The organism is Mycobacterium sp. NGS24 (assembly GCF_059813065.1).
In genome coordinates this window covers 632,851-649,010 of the sequence record NZ_JCALDW010000001.1, presented here as the reverse complement: position 1 = coordinate 649,010, position 16,160 = coordinate 632,851, and the positions used below count along the sequence as shown (strand labels likewise).

Here is a 16,160-nt window from a genome sequence, read left to right as displayed (position 1 = left end):
CTTCGGCGCGCTCAGCCAGCCGCAGCGGCATTGGCCGCTTCGGTCTCGGCGTAGGAATTTCCGCTGGTGCCCAGCGTCGCAGCCAGTGCCGCCTGGATCCGGGCTGCTTGTGCACTGAGCTCCTGGAATCGCTGACCGTGGGTGGCGAATTGAGCTGCGGTCAAGATCGACACCTCGTCGGCGGCCGCGGGCACCACCCCCGTGGTGGGAGCGGCAGCCGCTGCGGTGCCCACGTTCAATGCCGCGCCGAGCGACTGCAGGTTGCTGGCCGCAGCGGTCAGGTGCTCTGGATAAGTGCGAACGAAAGACATACAATTCCTCCAACTGGCATTGGGAAAAATCGAACGCAAACACGCCTGTGTGTCGTCGCGTCGTTAAACGACACGCTATTGACTTGGTGCCGACCGGAGCTACGTATCCATTTCGAAATCGGACGCTGATCTTGTCGTTTAGCTAGCATTCATGTTGATTTTTAGTCACAGACACTTCATAGGATTCGTCCGGCCGATACTCGGTTTCGCATGGCAGAATCGCGGGGCGCAGCCCCAGCGGGCGCCCCAGCGGGTGCCGGGCTGCTCGGGCCGCTGCCGGGGCACTCGCAAACCCGCAGCCGACGCCCGCGCAACGGCTTGATCAGTCACCTTGTCCTACATCGGTTTTGGTGTCGTAACTAGGCCCGCGCAGGACAACTCGTCAGGCATGAAAGATTGTCGCGGTGCGCATGCTCGCGGCAGATTGGCGACATCGGCGCGGCGGAAAAGTGAACTGGGTTGCTCCCTGTCGCAGCCGCGCCAGGTTTTACCACAGCAATCGCGAAATGTTAATAGAAGTGCGCAGCGCGCGCATATGAAAAAGCATCCGCAAGGGATAAATTCAGTAGGAGTTTATGTATAGCGTGGTCGCCAGCGTAGTCGGCCGACCGGGATCTTTATCTCAGGCTGATTTTATTAAAAGCTCCCACGGGCGTGTGGCTTTGCGTTAGCTGGACGCCACGAATTGGTGGCCGAGGCGTGCCTGGTTTGAGATCAGGCCGCGATCGCAACCGTGGACGCTCTATCAACATGGCGGCGCTCCTGATTGGCTTCGCGCTGATGACGGCGCTGGGTACCGGGTACCGGTTCGGCCGGCGCGCCGGCACGCGAGGGAAACGGCCCTGGCACAAGCGCACCAGCCGATTGGCCCTGGGCAGGGCGGCGGCGGGTCTTGCGGTGCTGGTCCTGGCCCGCCGAGTCCAACAGAGCACTAGTCTCCGGCGGACAGTCATCGGTGGGTGGGACGCCTTGCCCCGACGACGCACCGCACGCCGGTAGCGCCGCAGACATCCCGCCGGGCTACAGCTTGCCGGCGACGAAATCGGCGGCCTGGTTGGCCATGCCGTCCGCCACGTACGCGCTTGCAAGGTGCGCGGGCCAGTTCTGTTGCCAGGTGTTGGGGTCGGCCGGGTTGCAGATGGGATCCGCTCCGTGGCACAACTCGATGGTGCGGTCGTTGTAGATCGGGTTGAAGTTCGTGATCGGCCCGGCCCACTGGCTGCCATTACCGAACAGGGCCACCGCCGCAATGTGCTCGTCGGCGCCGGGCGGCAGGGGACTGTCGAAGCCGAAGGCGCTCATCGGCACCGCGAGCACGATGTCGGTGACCGCAGCGCCCAGCGAGTAGCCGCCCAGCACCACCCGCGTGTTCGGACAAGTGCTGATCGTGTTCTGAATATGGCGACTCATGTCGTTGGCGCCGATGTCGATTTCGGTATCCGCCGGGTACCTGACGGCATAGGTGCCCATGCTGCGGCCTCCGATCTTGGAACGGAGCGAGTTGATGAAGGCGTTGCCAAGGACGCCGGGACCCGGCGATTCGAGTCGGCCGCGGGCGAAGACCACCTCCACCTGCGAACAATTCACGGCAAACGCGGATCGCGGCGCTCCCGGGGTACCGACCGGCAGAACGGCACCCGCCACCAGCAGCCCGACCGCGACCGCGACAACGGCCAAGGCCCTAGCAAAAGGTTCGCGAGCAAATAGACGGCGCACAGCAAGATGGTAGCGACTCACCCGCGGGTGGCGCGCGACTAGTCGACAAACCGGACGCACTGGTGTTTCCGGGACGGGGGACGATACTTGGCTGATGGTCGACAACGGCACACCCGATGCGGATGGCCTGGGTGCTGACGGGCGAAATCCAACCGCCACAACCGATTTCACATGTGTAGCGGGTCCGTCGGCCAACTCTGGCGACGGAAGAAAGGCATCGCGATGACCGAACCGCAGCTGATCTACGAACGCGACGGCGATGTCGTGATCCTGACCATGAACAATCCGCGGCGCAAGAACGCCCTCACGCCGTCGATGCTCACCTTGATGGCCCAGGCCTGGGACGAGATCGACGCTGACGACGGCGTGCGGGCGGCGATCCTCACCGGGGCCGGTGGCTCCTACTGTGTCGGCGGCGATTTGGCCGACGGGTGGATGGTCAACGCGGCCAAGCCGTCCGATCCGAACTCGGCGCCTCGCAAAGAGGCCGGAACAATCATCAGCGAAGGTCTGCTGCTGAGCCGATCGCTGGCCAAGCCGCTGATCGCCGCAGTCAACGGCCCCTGTCTGGGTGGCGGATGCGAGATGTTGCAGCAGACCGATATCCGAATCGCCGAACGGCACGCCGTGTTCGGGTTGCCCGAAGCCAAATTCGGGATGATCGCGGGCGCTGGTTCCACCGTCCGACTCAAGCGCCAGATCCCCTACACCAAGGCGATGGAAATGATCCTGACCGGCGACCCGCTCAGCGCCGACGAGGCCTACCATTTCGGCCTGGTGGGGCACGTCGTGCCGACTGGGCAGTCGCTGGCCAAAGCCCGCGCGATCGCCGCCCGGATTGCCGCCAACGGCCCGCTGGCGGTGCGCAACGCCAAAGCCTCCATCCTGGCCAGCGGATGGATCGACGACGCGGATGCCCGACGGATCGAACGACGCTTCGTCCGGGAGGTGATGCGTTCGCACGACGCGCAGGAGGGCTTGTCGGCCTTCGCCGCCAAGAGGCGGCCAAATTTCACCGGACAATGAAGGCCGCGCGCGCGGCGCGTTTTGTTACCATCGCGCGGTGCACGAGTCGGCTGAATCACCTGGTAGACACCTCACCCGCCGCGACGCCTTCAAGTACGCCGCCGCACCGGTCCTCGTCGGCCTGAGCACGTGGGCCGCCGCGCAAGGGATACCCGAAGCGTCGGCCGCGGGCGGTCAATTGATCGACTTCGCCGAGCGCCGGGTCCCGCCGGAGGAGATCAAAGCGGCCGGCTACGAGGGAGTGGTCAACTACGTCTCCATGGAGCGGCCGGGCGCGCACTTCGAGGCCAAACCGATCACCCGCCAATACGCCGACTCGCTGCGGGCGGCCGGCCTGCACATCGTCAGCAACTACCAATACGGCAAGCCGGGCTGGCCCGACTCGCCTTCGGACTACACCCGCGGGTACGACGGCGGCGTGGCGGACGCCAAGACGGCGCAGAGCCTGCATGCCGCCGCGGGCGGCCCGCCGTCGGCCCCGATCTTCTTCAGCGTGGACGAGGACATCGACCAGAACACCTGGAATACCGTTGCACTGCAGTGGTTCCGGGGGATCAACTCCGTTCTCGGCGTCGGCCGCAGCGGCATCTACGGCAGTTACCAGACCTGCGGATGGGCCATCGCCGACGGCGTCATCGGGAACTCGTCCACCCCGGGCCACAAATGGGCATGGCAGACGATCGGCTGGTCGCACGGACAACGCGAGCCCGCGGCGGTGCTGTATCAGCGGATCCTCGATGGACCGGTGATGGGCGGAATCAAGGTCGACGTGGACGACATCCTGGCGGCCGACTACGGGCAATGGGACATGAACCGCTGAGCGCAATACGGCACCCCGCGGACTGTTCCGCGGGGTGCCGCACTGCGTTGCCGAACGGGGACGCTACTTCACGTCGAACCGATCGTTGTTCATCACCTTGACCCAGGCCGCGACGAAGTCCTCGACGAACTTGCCCTCGTTGTCGTCCTGCGCGTAGACCTCGACGAGCGCACGCAATATCGAGTTCGAGCCGAACACCAGGTCGTTCGCGGTCGCCGTCCACTTCAGCTCCCCGGTCGACCGGTCGCGCCCCTCGTAGACGTTCTCGGTGGCTTCCGACGGCTTCCACACGGTGCCCATGTCGAGCAGGTTCACGAAGAAGTCGTTGGTCAACACGCCCGTTTTATCGGTGAACACGCCGTGCTTGTTGCCGCCGTGGTTGGCGCCGAGCGCACGCAGACCGCCGATGAGCACCGTCAGTTCCGGTGCGGTCACCCCCAACAGATAGGCGCGGTCCAAGAGGAGTTGCTCGAGCGGCACCTTCTCACCGGGACGTGCGTAGTTGCGGAACCCGTCGGCTCGCGGCTCCAGCACCGCGAAGGACTCCACGTCGGTGTCCTCCTGGGTGGCGTCGGTGCGGCCCGGGGTGAAGTGCACCGAGATCTCGTAGCCGCCGTCCTTGGCCGCCTTCTCCACCGCGGCGGAGCCGGCCAGCACGATCAGGTCGGCCAACGAGATCTTCTTGCCGCCGGTGGCGGAGGAGTTGAAGTCCTGCTGAATCTGTTCGAGGACGGACAATGTCCCGTTCAGCTCGGACGGCTCGTTGACCTGCCAACTCTTCTGCGGTTCCAGTCGGATCCGTGCGCCGTTGGCGCCCCCGCGCTTGTCGGTGTTGCGGTAACTGCCCGCCGCCGACCAGGCCGCCTTCACCAGTTGCGGGACCGACAGTCCAGATCCGAGCACCTTGCTCTTCAACGCAGCGATGTCATCCTCGTCGACCAGTTCATGGTCGACGGCTGGGACGGGATCCTGCCAGAGCTGCGGTTCGGCGACCCATGGACCGAGATAGCGCGAGATCGGTCCCAGGTCACGGTGTAGCAGCTTGTACCACGCCTTGGCGAATGCCTCAGACAGCTGGTCTGGGTTCTTCAGCCACCGTTGGGTGATCTCCCGGTAGATCGGGTCCTCGCGCAGCGAAACGTCGGTGACCAGCATCGTCGGGTTGCGCCCGGGACCGCCGAACGGGTCGGGGATGGTGCCCGCGCCGGCGCCGTCCTTGGCGGTGAACTGCCATGCGCCGGCCGGGCTCTTGGTCAGCTCCCACTCGAAGCCGTACAGCGTCTCGAGGAAACTGTTGTCCCATTTGGTCGGGGTGGGGGTCCAGACCACCTCCAGGCCGCTGGTGATCGCGTCCTTACCGACGCCGCTACCGTAGGAGCTGGCCCAGCCCAAGCCCTGTTGCTCGATCGGGGCGGCTTCGGGCTCGGGGCCGACCAGCGCTGCGTCGCCGGCACCGTGCGTCTTGCCGAAACTGTGCCCACCGACGATGAGTGCCGCGGTCTCTTCGTCGTTCATCGCCATGCGGCCGAACGTTTCGCGGATGTCGTGCGCCGCGGCGATCGGATCCGGCTTGCCCTCCGGGCCTTCCGGGTTGACGTAGATCAGACCCATGGTCGTCGCGCCGTAGGGCTCTGCGAGCTTGCGCTCACCCGAGTAGCGCTTGTTGGTTCCCAACCATTCGTCCTCTTCGCCGAAGAGCACTTCTTCGGGCTCCCACACGTCCGGACGACCGAACCCGAAGCCGAAGGTCTGGAATCCCATCGACTCCAGCGCCACATTGCCGGCGAAGACCAGCAGGTCGGCCCAGGAGATCTTGTTGCCGTGCTTCTTCTTGACCGGCCACAGCAGCCTGCGCGCCTTGTCCAGGCTGGCATTGTCGGGCCAGCTGTTCAGCGGAGCGAACCGCTGCAGTCCCTGACCGCCGCCGCCGCGGCCGTCATAGATGCGGTAGGTGCCCGCCGCGTGCCAACTCATCCGGATGAAGAAGCCGCCGTAGTGGCCGTAGTCGGCGGGCCACCAGTCCTGCGAGGTGGTCATCACCGAGATCAGGTCCGCCTTGAGCTGCTCGACGTCGAGCTTGGCGAACTCCGCGGCGTAGTCGAAATCCTCACCCAGCGGGTTGGCCTGCGGCGAGTGCGGGTGCAGCCGCGACACGTCTATCTGGTTGGGCCACCAGTCCTGATTGGTGCGGGGCGCGTCCGACTTGGGCGTGGGCGAGGGGATCGCCGGGTTTTCGCTCTCGCTGTTGCTGGCGCTGTCGCTGGCGTGGGGTGGACGGCTATCGGACGTATCGGATGACACAACATTCCTTCCGTGTTAGATAAATCGGGCTGCGATCAGGAATTACTCGAACAGTCGGGGCACAGGCCCCAATAGATGACTTCGGCCTCGTCGAGAACGAAACCATCCAAGACTTTGTCCTCAGCCGGTGTCAGACACGGGGCTTGACCCACCGCGCAGTCGATGTCGGCAATCACCCCGCAGGACCGGCAGACCACGTGGTGGTGGTTGTCGCCGACGCGGGACTCGTATCGGGCCACCAAACCCGACGGCTGAATCTTGCGCACCAAACCCGCGTCGGTCAGCGCACCAAGGACGTCGTACACCGCTTGCCGGGAAACATCGGGCAGACCCCGCCGCACCGCCGCGAAAATGGTTTCGGTGTCGGCATGCGGACGGTCACGCACCGCCTCGAGTACCGCGATACGGGGTCGTGTCACGCGCAGATCCGCCCGCCGCAACTGCTCGGCGTAATCCTGGGCTGAGGACACAGCGCCCATATTTCGCGCTCATCTGGATTGAGTCAAGAGTTTGTCGGCTGCTGTCGCGACGGGTCGGGCCAGCGCGTCAAGTCCGGTGGCCGACGATGCGCGGTAGGGTGACTGATTGAAACGAGGCAGGGAGTCCGGTTTGACCAGATGGCGAGTGGGAACACGTTGCCAGCCGGCGGTGGGCTCTGCCGGCCTCACGAGCGATGCACAGGCCTGAAAGGCATCCCGATTCCATGACCGATCGATTGACGCCCCACTTCGACGACGTGCAGGCACACTACGACCTGTCCGACGAGTTCTTCCAGCTGTTCCTCGATTCGACGCGGACCTACAGCTGCGCGTATTTCGAACGCGACGACATGACGCTGGAAGAAGCACAGATCGCCAAGATCGACCTTTCGCTGGGCAAGCTGGGCCTGCAACCCGGCATGACGCTGCTGGACGTCGGGTGCGGCTGGGGTGCCACCATGCGCCGCGCCATCGAGAAGTACGACGTCGACGTCGTCGGACTCACGCTGTCCAAGAATCAGGCCGCGTACGTGCAGCAGAAATTCGACGAGATGGATTCGCCGCGCACCCGGCGGGTGTTGCTGCAGGGCTGGGAAGAATTCACCGAGCCCATCGACCGCATCGTATCCATCGGCGCGTTCGAGCATTTCGGCTACGACCGCTACGACGACTTCTTCAGCACCGCGTACAAACTGCTGCCCAGCGACGGGGTGATGCTGCTGCACACGATCACCGCGCTGAACAAAGAGCAGTTCGACAGCACCGGCCTGCCCGTCACGATGGACATCGTCCGGTTCGCCAAGTTCATCGTGACCGAGATATTTCCCGGCGGGCGGTTGCCGTCCACCGACAAGGTGGCCGATCATTCGGCCAAGGCGGGATTCCAGCTGACCCGCCAGCAGTCCCTGCAACAGCACTACGCCAAGACTCTCGACGTCTGGGCACAGGCACTGCAGGCACGCCGGGACGAGGCAATCGCCATCCAGTCCCAAGAGGTCTACGACCGGTACATGAAGTACCTGACCGGCTGCGCCGACAACTTCCGCACCGGCTACATCGACGTCAACCAGTTCACGCTGGAGAAGTAGCGCCCGGCGCGGCCGCTGCCGCGCGGACGCGACCACCGGGCGGCGTTTGGAAATGGATGCGCCGGTGTAATAGGTAGCTACGACCCCGACTCCGGAGAGGCCAGAGATGAAGCGCTTCGCACCTGCTGTGTTCGTCATCGCCGCGCTTATGTTCAGCGGTTGTTCGCCCTCGCAAGTGATCAACACCGGTGGCGACACCAAGTGCAAGGACTTCGTCTCCCAGGACGAGAAGAAGCAGAGCGAAGAGGTCAGCAAGATGCTGAAGGACAAGAACGGCACCGAGCCGGCCTCCATCGAGATCACCGCCACCCGCACCGCGGCGCAGGCCTGGTGCCAGACGCTGGGCAAGCCGGACAGCAAGATCTCCGAGGCCCCGCACGGCTGATCGCCGGACTGCTGTCCAGGCGATGCGCCGATAGCGGCACGCCAGCAAGCGACCACGACGTCAGCACTCGGCCGGCGACCGATAGGTTCAGCTGATGAGTGATGACGACGCACGCCAGCGGTTGTTCGCCCTTGCCGACCAGGTGCCGGGCTTCATGCCCGCCGACGAGGGCCGCGCCCTGTACGACGCCGCTCTGTGTTACCTCGACGGCGGTGTGGGCGTGGAGATCGGCACCTACTGCGGCAAGTCCGCGCTGCTGCTGGGCGCAGCGGCCCTACAGACGGACAGCGTGCTCTACACGATCGACCATCACCACGGATCGGAAGAGCACCAAGCCGGCTGGGATTACCACGACGCCTCGCTGGTCGACGAGGTCACCGGACTGTTCGACACCCTGCCCACCTTCCGCCGCACCCTGGACGCGGCCGGGCTCGACGACCACGTGGTTGCCGTAGTCGGCAAATCCCCGGTGGTCGCGCGCGGGTGGCGCGCCCCGGTGCAGTTGCTGTTCATCGACGGCGGGCACACCGAAGCCGCCGCGGCCCGCGACTTCGACGGTTGGGCCAGGTGGGTGGCTCCCGGTGGGGCCCTGGTCATCCACGACGTATTTCCCGACCCCAACGACGGTGGTCGCGCTCCTTACCAGATCTATTGCCGTGCTTTGGATTCCGGCCAGTTCAAGGAGATCAGTGCGCTGGGCTCGCTGCGGGTGCTCGAGCGGATCGGCGGTCGAGCCGGCGAGCAGGTCTGACTACCGTCCGGTCGCGACGCACTCGCAGTCGAAATCGGTCTGCAAACCCATCGGCAGGGCATCGCCGCGGAAGATCCCGCTGCCCGGTGTGGTGTCGGAAAGCGCATCGGCGGCAAGGATCATCGCCGCACCCGTCCAGGTGGTCCGCTCCTCGGGCCACCGCTTGCCGTCGGCGAAAACCAGGCCGGTCCAGTAGGAGCCGTCTGCTTCGCGCAGGTGTTGCATCGCGCCGAATTGGCGGTGCGCCGCCGACCGGTGGCCGATGGCATCCAGGGCCATGACCAGTTCGCACGTCTCGGCGCCGGTGACCCACGGGCGATCCAGCACGCAGCGGATTCCCAGGCCCCCCACCACGAAGTCGTCCCAGCGTTGTCTGATTCGAAGGGCGGCTGCCGGACCTCGCAACGCACCACCGAGGATGGGGTAGTACCAGTCCATCGAGTAGCGGTCTTTCTCAGTGAACGCCTCGGGATGCGCGGTGATCGCGTGTCCCAGCCGGCCGACCGCGAGTTCCCATTCCGGTTGCGGGTCGCCGATGAAACCCGCAAGTGCCAGCGCGCAGCGGATGCTGTGGTAGATACTTGCGCAACCGGTCAGCAGAGCTTCCGGGATGGGACCGTTTTCACTTCGGGCCCAACAGATTTCGCCGTACCCGATTTGAAGGTCGATGACGAAGTCAATCGCTTTCCGCACGACCGGCCACATCGTCGCGGCGAACTTCTCGTCGCCGGTGACCAGCACGTGGTGCCAGACACCCGTGGCGACATAGGCACAGAAATTGCTGTCGCTGTTGGCATCTTCGATGTGACCCGATCGAATCTGAATAGGCCACGACCCGTCCGGGCGCTGCATGCGACCACACCAGTCGAACGCCGCGCGGGCCGGTTCCAGCAGTCCGGCCACGGTGAGCGCCATAGCGTTCTCCACGTGGTCCCACGGATCGGTGTGGCCGCCGGCGAACCACGGGATGGCGCCTGAGGGTTCCTGCGCGGCCGCGATCGAGGCAGCCGTCTGCAGGCACTGCTCGGCGGTGAGGATTCCGGCGACGGCCGGCGGATTATCCCGACGCAATTGAATACCTCGGCGCTGCTTCGCTTTCCGCTTCCGGCGGCTTGCTGAAATACATGGCGACACTCTTGCCGACCAGCGGGTTGAGCACCGTTTCGGCCAGCTGGGTGACCTTGGGCCGTTGCATCAAGTCCCACACCAGCAGTTTGTGGTACGCCGACACCGCGGGGTGATCGGTATTCGATACGCCGACAGCACATTTGAGCCACCAGAACGGCGCGTGTAAGGCGTGCGCGTGGTGTGCATGTGTCAACTTCAGTCCGCGGCCAATGATCTTGTCGCGCAGCGCACTTGCCCGGTAGATCCGAACATGGCCGCCTTCGTTGCTGTGGTATTCCGTCGACAACCACCAGCAGACCTGCTCGGGGAGCCACCGCGGCACGCTGACCGCCAACGTGCCGCCGACTTTGAGCACCCGGACCAGTTCGGAGATCGCACCGTCGTCCTCGGGAATGTGTTCCAGGATCTCTGAGGCGATGACGCAGTCGAACGTGCCGTCGGCGTACGGCAGGTGCAGCGCGTCGCCGCGCACCACCGTGGCTGAGGCGCCTTCGGGCACTTCGCCGTTCGCCTCCATCGCACGCAGGATGGTGTCCACATCGCGAAGGTCGTTCTCGTTCTGGTCGAAGGCCACCACGTCAGCGCCCCGCCGGTACGCCTCGAACGCGTGCCGTCCGGCACCGCAACCCACGTCGATGACCTTCGTCGCGGGCCCGATGCCCAGGCGGTCGAAATCCACCGTCAGCATTGCGGGCTGCCTCCGGCGACCGCTGAGCGCGCGATCGCCCGCTCGTAGATCCGCACGGTCTGGGCGGCGACGGCCTCCCAGCTGAACACGCTGACCGCGCGCGCCCGTCCCGCTCGTCCGAGTTCGCGGCGCCGCTCCGGTGAATCGAGCAGCCTACCCAGTGCGTGAGTCAGCGCATCGACGTCGGCCGGAGCCACCAACTCCGCGCACGCGCCGTCGGTCCCGAGCACCTCAGGCAACGCCCCGACCCGGCTGGCCACGATCGGAGTGCCGCTTGCCATCGCTTCCACGGCTGGCAGCGAAAACCCTTCGTAGAGCGAGGGAATACACGCCACCTCAGCCGAGGCGAACAACGCCGCGAGGTCGGCGTCGGACAGCCCACTGGCGATGTGGACGATATCGGAGATCCCCAACTCGGCGATCAGTTTGTGGGTCGGGCCGTTGGTTTCCACCTTGGCGACCAGCCGCAACTCGAGGTCGCGACTCGTCCGCAACTTCGCGACCGCGTGCAGCAGCGTGCTGACACCTTTCAGCGGGGTGTCAGCACTTGCGATCGCCATCACCCGGCCAGGTTGGCGTGGTAGCGAAACCGGTTTGAACAGGTCGGTATTCACGCCCAGCGGCACCACGTGCAGTTGATCCGGGGAGACACCGAAATCGGTGACGATGTCCTGCGCCGACGACGACGACACGGTCAGCAGGTCCGGGATCTGGGCCGCTACCTGCTTCTGCATGCTTGAAAAGCCATACCACCTGTGCACCAACGGTTTTCGCCACCATTTGGCGGCGTTGAGATCCAGTACCCGATCGCGGGTGATGGGATGGTGCACGGTCGCCACCACCGGCATCCCCGTCTCGGCGATGGTGAGCAGACCGGTGCCCAGGCTCTGATTGTCGTGGACGACGTCGAATTCGCCGGCCCGCTCGGCCAGTAACCGGGCCACCCGCAGCGTGAACGTCCGGGGTTCGGGGAAGCCCGCGGTCCACATGGTGGCCAGTTCCAGCAGGTCGATCGAGTCGCGAATCTCGCTGGGCCGCGGCACCCGGAACGGATCGGGTTCGCGATACAGATCTAGGCTCGGCACCTTGGTCAACCGCACCCGGGGATCCAGCAGTTCCGGATAGGGCTGGCCGGAGAACACCTCGACCTGATGGCCGAGGTCTACCAGGCCGCGGCTGAGGTGCCGCACATAGACGCCTTGTCCGCCGCAGTGATCCTTACTGCGGTAGGACAATAGAGCAATTCGCATACTCAACCCTTCACCGTCAACGACCAGCCACGGAAGGGCACCAGTCCCATTGCAGTCAACGAACCCGCGGCCGGCACGACAGCAAACTGGACATGTGTCCAGATGATAGTTCGGTCAGCTAAACGACGCAAACGCACCTGCCCACCTTCCGGAATCCGCCGTCCCGTACGCATGTCATCACATGGCGGGGTGGCCACAGGGCGGCCATGCCACGCGTCGCTTCCAGCATTCCACGTCGACGTGCGAACATCGCACCGGGAACTGGTGACCACCGGGCGTGGAATCCGTCGCCGCGGTTAATCTCATCGAGATGAGCCGGCCACGCCTTCCCGAGGAACTCCGCCACCGCGACCCGGAGTTCATCCGTGCCGTGCTACCGCCGCTGTGGCTGGCCGCGACGGTGTGGTTCCGCGCCGAGGTGCATGGCTTCGACAAGGTCCCCGACGAGCCGGTGTTGTTCGTCGGCAATCACAGCGGCGGCGGCGCGACGCCGGACACCTTCGTCTTCCTGCTCGCCTACAACACCTACTTCACCATCGAGGGCCGCCCGCTCTATGCGCTGGCGCACGACACGGTCGCCGGCGCCCCCGGCATCGGGGGACTGACCCGCAAGCTCGGCGTGGTTCCGGCGGCCAACTCGTTCGCCGAGCAGGTCTTCACCAGCGGCGGCTCCGCGCTGGTCTATCCCGGCGGCGACGTCGAGGCGCTGCGCCCCTGGCGTGATCGCAACAAGATTGTCTTTTCCGGACGCAAGGGCTTTCTGCGGTTGGCGCACAAGTGCAACGTCAAAATCGTGCCGGTGATCGCGACGGGCGGCCACGACACGTTGTTCGTACTCAATGACGGACGCCGCACCGCTCAGCTGCTGCGGCTGGACAAGTTGGCCCGCGTGAAGAGCTTGCCACTAACGCTGAGCATCCCATGGGGTTTGTCGCCGCTGCCGCTGCCGCACTTCCCGCTGCCGGCAAAAATCCGGATGCAGGCGCTGGACCCGATCGACCTTCGCAAGCGGTTCGGGGAGGAGCCGGATTGGGACCGCGCCTACGACTACGTCACCAGCGTCATGCAGGTGGGTCTGTCCAAATTGGCCAGCAAGACCATCGTGCCGTTAGTCCGCTGACATGACGCAGACGATCACGGTTGCCCGCCATGTCCGGTGCCCGCTGGAGGAAAGCGGAGCTTTCGTCACCGACCCGCGCCGCCTGTTCCCGGAAGTGTCTACGTTCAGCCGTTGCAGCTTCATCAAGTCCCGCGACGACGGCGAACTGTGGGACGTCTTCATGGACGGCGGCACCATCCAGCTCGGCGGGCGGGTGCTCATCACCCCGCCCCAGGGCAGTCTGCTCAAGTGGCGATCGGTGCAGGGGACGCGGCATACCTTCGCAGCGCTGGTCGAGCCGGAAGACGACGGGAGCCGCCTGACTCTGACCCTGACCTTCTCCGCCACCGGACTGGGCGTGGCCCGGATCAGCGAGTGGCTGGGCCGGGGACTGGTCAACCGGAATCTGGAGGCCGCGGCCGAGGAGATTCGGCACCATCTCGAATTCGACAGATAGCTGAGGGGCCCTGAGCAGCGGCCCAGGTGAGAATAAACACTTTCCGCTGGCAATAGTAGCTGGCGGACAATTGTGTGGTTTATTGGTAAAGCCTGTGCGACCAACAGGCGACCTGCTGGGTGTTCGGACCTCACGCTGAGTGGTTGCATTTTTGCGCCGGCTCAAGCACTCAGCGGGCACCCGACGGCACCGACCGGGAGGACGCCATGTATTTCGCCTTGCTGCCGCCGGAGATCAACTCCGCGCTGATGTACGCCGGTCCAGGTTCGGGATCGCTGCTGGGAGCCGCCGCGGCCTGGGACGATTTGGCGGCCGGTCTGCAGTCGACGGCGAGCGCCTACCAGTCGGTGCTCACCAGCCTGACTGCCGGACCCTGGGTGGGGCCGGCGTCGGCGTCGATGACGGCCGCGGCCGCCCCCTACCTGGCCTGGCTACAGGTCACCGCGCGGCAGGCGGAGCAAACGGCCAACCAGGCCACGGCAGCAGCCGTCGCCTACGAAACGGCATTTGCCGAGACGGTGCCACCACCGGTGGTCACCGCCAACCGCACCCAGCTGACGTCGCTGATCGCGACCAACTTCTTCGGACAGAACCTGCCCGCCATCGCCGCCACCGAAATCGCGTACGCCGAGATGTGGGCGCAGGACACCGGCGCCATGCTCGGGTATGCGGCAGCCGCCGCGGCAGCGACCATGCTGGAGCCCTTCAGCGGGCCGGAGTCCAGCACCAGTCCCGGCGGGTTACCGGCCCAGGCCGCCGCGGTCACCCAGGCCGGCGGAATCTCGGCCGGCAACGTACAGAACACGGTGTCCAACGCGGCCCAGGCACTCTCCGCCGTACCCAATGCGTTGACCGGCCTGGCCAGTCCCGCCGCGGCCGCCGACCCGACGTCGCTGCTCGATGTGCTCGACCTCCTCGGTGATCTCAGTGGCATCTTCGTGGACCCCGAAATCGGTCTGTCGGGTCTGACCCTGGACGGAATCCTGGGGGGCGCTGCGTTGCCGTACGACATCGACGGCTACTACGTCGGTTTGCACACCGACGACGTGGTCAGCAGCGCGGCGCGGATACCGAGCTACTCGGGCCCGGTGCCGCTGCCGCCCGTCGCAGGTTCGACCATCGCGGCGGGGATCGGCGAGGCATCGACAGTCGGAGCGTTGACGGTGCCGGCTGGCTGGACCACGGCCGCGCCGGCAATCCGCCTGGCCACGCTGTCGATACCGGCGACCGCCGCGGCGGCCGAGGGGGCGGCCGGCGGCGCCGGAAGTTTGTTCAGCCAGATGGCCCTGGCCGGGATGGCCGGGCGAGCGATGGCCGCCACCACCGGATCCGGGGGCGGGGCGGGAACGCGCGTCCGGGAGCGGGTCGGCGGCGTGACCAAGCGGGTCGGGGCGGCGTCAGCCCAGGACGCGACGGAGGGGACCGCGGCGCCGGTGCCGGCGGGCGGCCCGATCACCAGCATCGCCGCCGAGCTGCGCGAGCTGGCGTCGCTGCGTGACGCGGGAATTCTGACCGACGACGAATTCACCGACCAGAAGCGGCGCCTGCTGGCGCACTGAGGACCGGTTACTTCACCCGGTTGGCGGCGAACGTGGCGGCCTGGTTGGTCATGCCGTTCTCGATGTAGGAGACATGGGCGATGATGTTGCCGCCCCCGGTGCAGATCGGATCGTCGGCGGCGCACAGGCTGATCAACTTGCCGCTGTAGGCGGGGTTGAGGGTGGGCAACGGGCCGCCCCACAACGCCGACGAGAATCCGCTGGACGGCTCGCCGAAGTAGGCGATCGCCGCCACCCGATTCGCCGCCGCGGGCGGCAGTTGGTTGCTGGCCAGATTGATCACGGTGGCGCCCTGGGAGTAACCCCCCAGCACGATTTTGGTATTCGGGCAGCTGTCGACGGTGCCCTGGATGTGGGCGCTCGCGTCGTCGGCGCCGGCCGGTGCGCTGGTGTGGTAGTCGTCATTGGCCGGGTAGTTCACCGGGTAGACCTCGACCGAACGTCCGGCGATCTGCGTGGTCAGCGAGTCGGTGAAGGCCTGTCCGATGTTGCCCAGGCCGGGCTCCTGGTGCGTTCCGCGGGCGAAGACGATCGAGACGTCGGCGCAAGGGTCGGCGGTGGCGGTCGGGTCGGCGATCGGCACGCTCAGCAACGCCCACGTCGCCATGACGAAGACACCGAGGATGCGGGCGAGGCTGCGTGCAGTCATGCCACGATCCTGGCATACCGCCGACGCAGGAGTTGTCAGCGGCTGCAGAGTTTGGAATTCGGCAGCGACGGGAAAAATCCCGTCATTCACCCTGAACAGCGCGATGTGAGGTGCGCAATGTGGACAAATCTCGGTCGTCTGGTCGCCGTCGCCGCCATGGTGGCAGCGCCGTGGGCGGTGGTAACTGTCGTGTCACCGGCGGTCAGCTCGGCGCAGTGCGCCGACGGTGAATGGTTCGATCCCACCGGCAAGGTGTGCCGACCCCTGGGCGTGGGACCACAGCCCCTGGCCTGCGCGGACGGCGAGTGGTGGGACCCCACGGCCAATGTGTGTCGGCCTTTGGGCGTGGGACCGCAGCCGCTCGCGTGCGCCAGCGGGGAGTGGTGGGATCCGGGCATGAATATGTGCCGGCCGGTGCTGCCGGAGGGCTAGGGGAGCCGGACGGCCTATCCT

At 65.9% G+C, this 16,160-nt stretch carries 17 protein-coding genes; 9 read left to right on the top strand and 8 right to left on the bottom strand.

What is annotated here, in order from left to right:
* Positions 1-11: 11 nt before the first annotated feature.
* Both AC5Y6Y_RS02950 and AC5Y6Y_RS02945 read right to left on the bottom strand, forming a co-directional pair.
* The gene (locus AC5Y6Y_RS02950) at positions 12-311 is read right to left on the bottom strand and encodes a PE family protein (protein ID WP_463824279.1); all 300 of its coding nucleotides are present in this window, start codon (positions 309-311) and stop codon (positions 12-14) included.
* A gap of 1,020 nt (positions 312-1,331) precedes the next feature.
* A complete protein-coding gene (locus AC5Y6Y_RS02945) occupies positions 1,332-2,027 on the bottom strand; it encodes a cutinase family protein (RefSeq protein WP_499918815.1) in 696 nt (231 codons plus the stop codon).
* 222 nt (positions 2,028-2,249) lie between these two features.
* On the opposite strand from AC5Y6Y_RS02945, the gene AC5Y6Y_RS02940 reads away from it, so the two are divergent.
* Together AC5Y6Y_RS02940 and AC5Y6Y_RS02935 are read left to right on the top strand one after the other, a co-directional pair.
* Entirely contained in the window at positions 2,250-3,053 is an 804-nt protein-coding gene (locus tag AC5Y6Y_RS02940) for an enoyl-CoA hydratase-related protein (protein WP_499918817.1), read from the top strand.
* 37 nt (positions 3,054-3,090) lie between these two features.
* Positions 3,091-3,873: a DUF1906 domain-containing protein gene (locus tag AC5Y6Y_RS02935; protein ID WP_463824282.1), complete on the top strand. Its 783-nt coding sequence runs from the start codon at positions 3,091-3,093 to the stop codon at positions 3,871-3,873.
* Between the two features lie 63 nt (positions 3,874-3,936).
* On the opposite strand, the gene katG is transcribed toward AC5Y6Y_RS02935, so the two are convergent.
* Entirely contained in the window at positions 3,937-6,174 is a 2,238-nt protein-coding gene (gene katG / locus AC5Y6Y_RS02930) for a catalase/peroxidase HPI (protein WP_463824283.1), read from the bottom strand.
* A 35-nt stretch (positions 6,175-6,209) separates the two neighbouring features.
* A complete protein-coding gene (locus AC5Y6Y_RS02925) occupies positions 6,210-6,644 on the bottom strand; it encodes a Fur family transcriptional regulator (protein WP_463824903.1) in 435 nt (144 codons plus the stop codon).
* A 233-nt stretch (positions 6,645-6,877) separates the two neighbouring features.
* Between AC5Y6Y_RS02925 and AC5Y6Y_RS02920 the strand changes: the two genes are divergently transcribed.
* The 3 genes from AC5Y6Y_RS02920 to AC5Y6Y_RS02910 all read left to right on the top strand — a co-directional run bounded on the left by AC5Y6Y_RS02920 (position 6,878) and on the right by AC5Y6Y_RS02910 (position 8,877).
* Positions 6,878-7,741, top strand: coding sequence for a cyclopropane mycolic acid synthase family methyltransferase (locus AC5Y6Y_RS02920; protein ID WP_463824284.1), 864 nt, complete (start codon positions 6,878-6,880; stop codon positions 7,739-7,741).
* A 106-nt stretch (positions 7,742-7,847) separates the two neighbouring features.
* The gene (locus AC5Y6Y_RS02915; RefSeq protein ID WP_463824285.1) at positions 7,848-8,126 is read left to right on the top strand and encodes a hypothetical protein; all 279 of its coding nucleotides are present in this window, start codon (positions 7,848-7,850) and stop codon (positions 8,124-8,126) included.
* A 94-nt stretch (positions 8,127-8,220) separates the two neighbouring features.
* Positions 8,221-8,877 carry a class I SAM-dependent methyltransferase gene (locus AC5Y6Y_RS02910; protein WP_499918819.1) on the top strand — a complete coding sequence of 219 codons (657 nt, stop codon included), beginning with the start codon at positions 8,221-8,223 and terminating at the stop codon, positions 8,875-8,877.
* Here AC5Y6Y_RS02910 and mmpH read toward each other — a convergent pair whose 3' ends face one another.
* The 3 genes from mmpH to manT are packed head-to-tail and all read right to left on the bottom strand — an operon-like array spanning position 8,878 to position 11,943.
* Entirely contained in the window at positions 8,878-9,948 is a 1,071-nt protein-coding gene (gene mmpH, locus AC5Y6Y_RS02905; RefSeq protein WP_463824287.1) for an MMP endo-(1,4)-3-O-methyl-alpha-D-mannosidase, read from the bottom strand.
* Positions 9,935-10,693 (bottom strand): class I SAM-dependent methyltransferase, encoded by a 759-nt coding sequence (locus AC5Y6Y_RS02900; RefSeq protein ID WP_499918820.1) that lies wholly within the window; start codon positions 10,691-10,693, stop codon positions 9,935-9,937. Before AC5Y6Y_RS02900 ends, mmpH begins: the two co-directional genes overlap by 14 nt.
* Positions 10,687-11,943 (bottom strand): MMP alpha-(1->4)-mannosyltransferase, encoded by a 1,257-nt coding sequence (manT, locus tag AC5Y6Y_RS02895; RefSeq protein WP_463824289.1) that lies wholly within the window; start codon positions 11,941-11,943, stop codon positions 10,687-10,689. The genes AC5Y6Y_RS02900 and manT overlap by 7 nt, the downstream gene beginning before the upstream one ends.
* A 310-nt stretch (positions 11,944-12,253) precedes the next feature.
* On the opposite strand from manT, the gene AC5Y6Y_RS02890 reads away from it, so the two are divergent.
* The 3 genes from AC5Y6Y_RS02890 (at position 12,254) to AC5Y6Y_RS02880 (ending at position 15,058) form a co-directional block, all read left to right on the top strand.
* A complete protein-coding gene (locus AC5Y6Y_RS02890) occupies positions 12,254-13,063 on the top strand; it encodes a 1-acyl-sn-glycerol-3-phosphate acyltransferase (protein WP_463824290.1) in 810 nt (269 codons plus the stop codon).
* A 1-nt stretch (position 13,064) separates the two neighbouring features.
* On the top strand, positions 13,065-13,499 hold the full coding sequence (locus tag AC5Y6Y_RS02885) for a hypothetical protein (RefSeq protein ID WP_463824291.1): 435 nt from the start codon (positions 13,065-13,067) through the stop codon (positions 13,497-13,499).
* Positions 13,500-13,705: 206 nt separating this feature from the next.
* Entirely contained in the window at positions 13,706-15,058 is a 1,353-nt protein-coding gene (locus AC5Y6Y_RS02880; RefSeq protein ID WP_499918859.1) for a PPE family protein, SVP subgroup, read from the top strand.
* Between the two features lie 7 nt (positions 15,059-15,065).
* On the opposite strand, the gene AC5Y6Y_RS02875 is transcribed toward AC5Y6Y_RS02880, so the two are convergent.
* A complete protein-coding gene (locus AC5Y6Y_RS02875; RefSeq protein WP_463824293.1) occupies positions 15,066-15,707 on the bottom strand; it encodes a cutinase family protein in 642 nt (213 codons plus the stop codon).
* A 117-nt stretch (positions 15,708-15,824) separates the two neighbouring features.
* On the opposite strand from AC5Y6Y_RS02875, the gene AC5Y6Y_RS02870 reads away from it, so the two are divergent.
* Positions 15,825-16,139: a hypothetical protein gene (locus tag AC5Y6Y_RS02870; RefSeq protein ID WP_463824294.1), complete on the top strand. Its 315-nt coding sequence runs from the start codon at positions 15,825-15,827 to the stop codon at positions 16,137-16,139.
* Positions 16,140-16,160 lie beyond the last annotated feature (21 nt).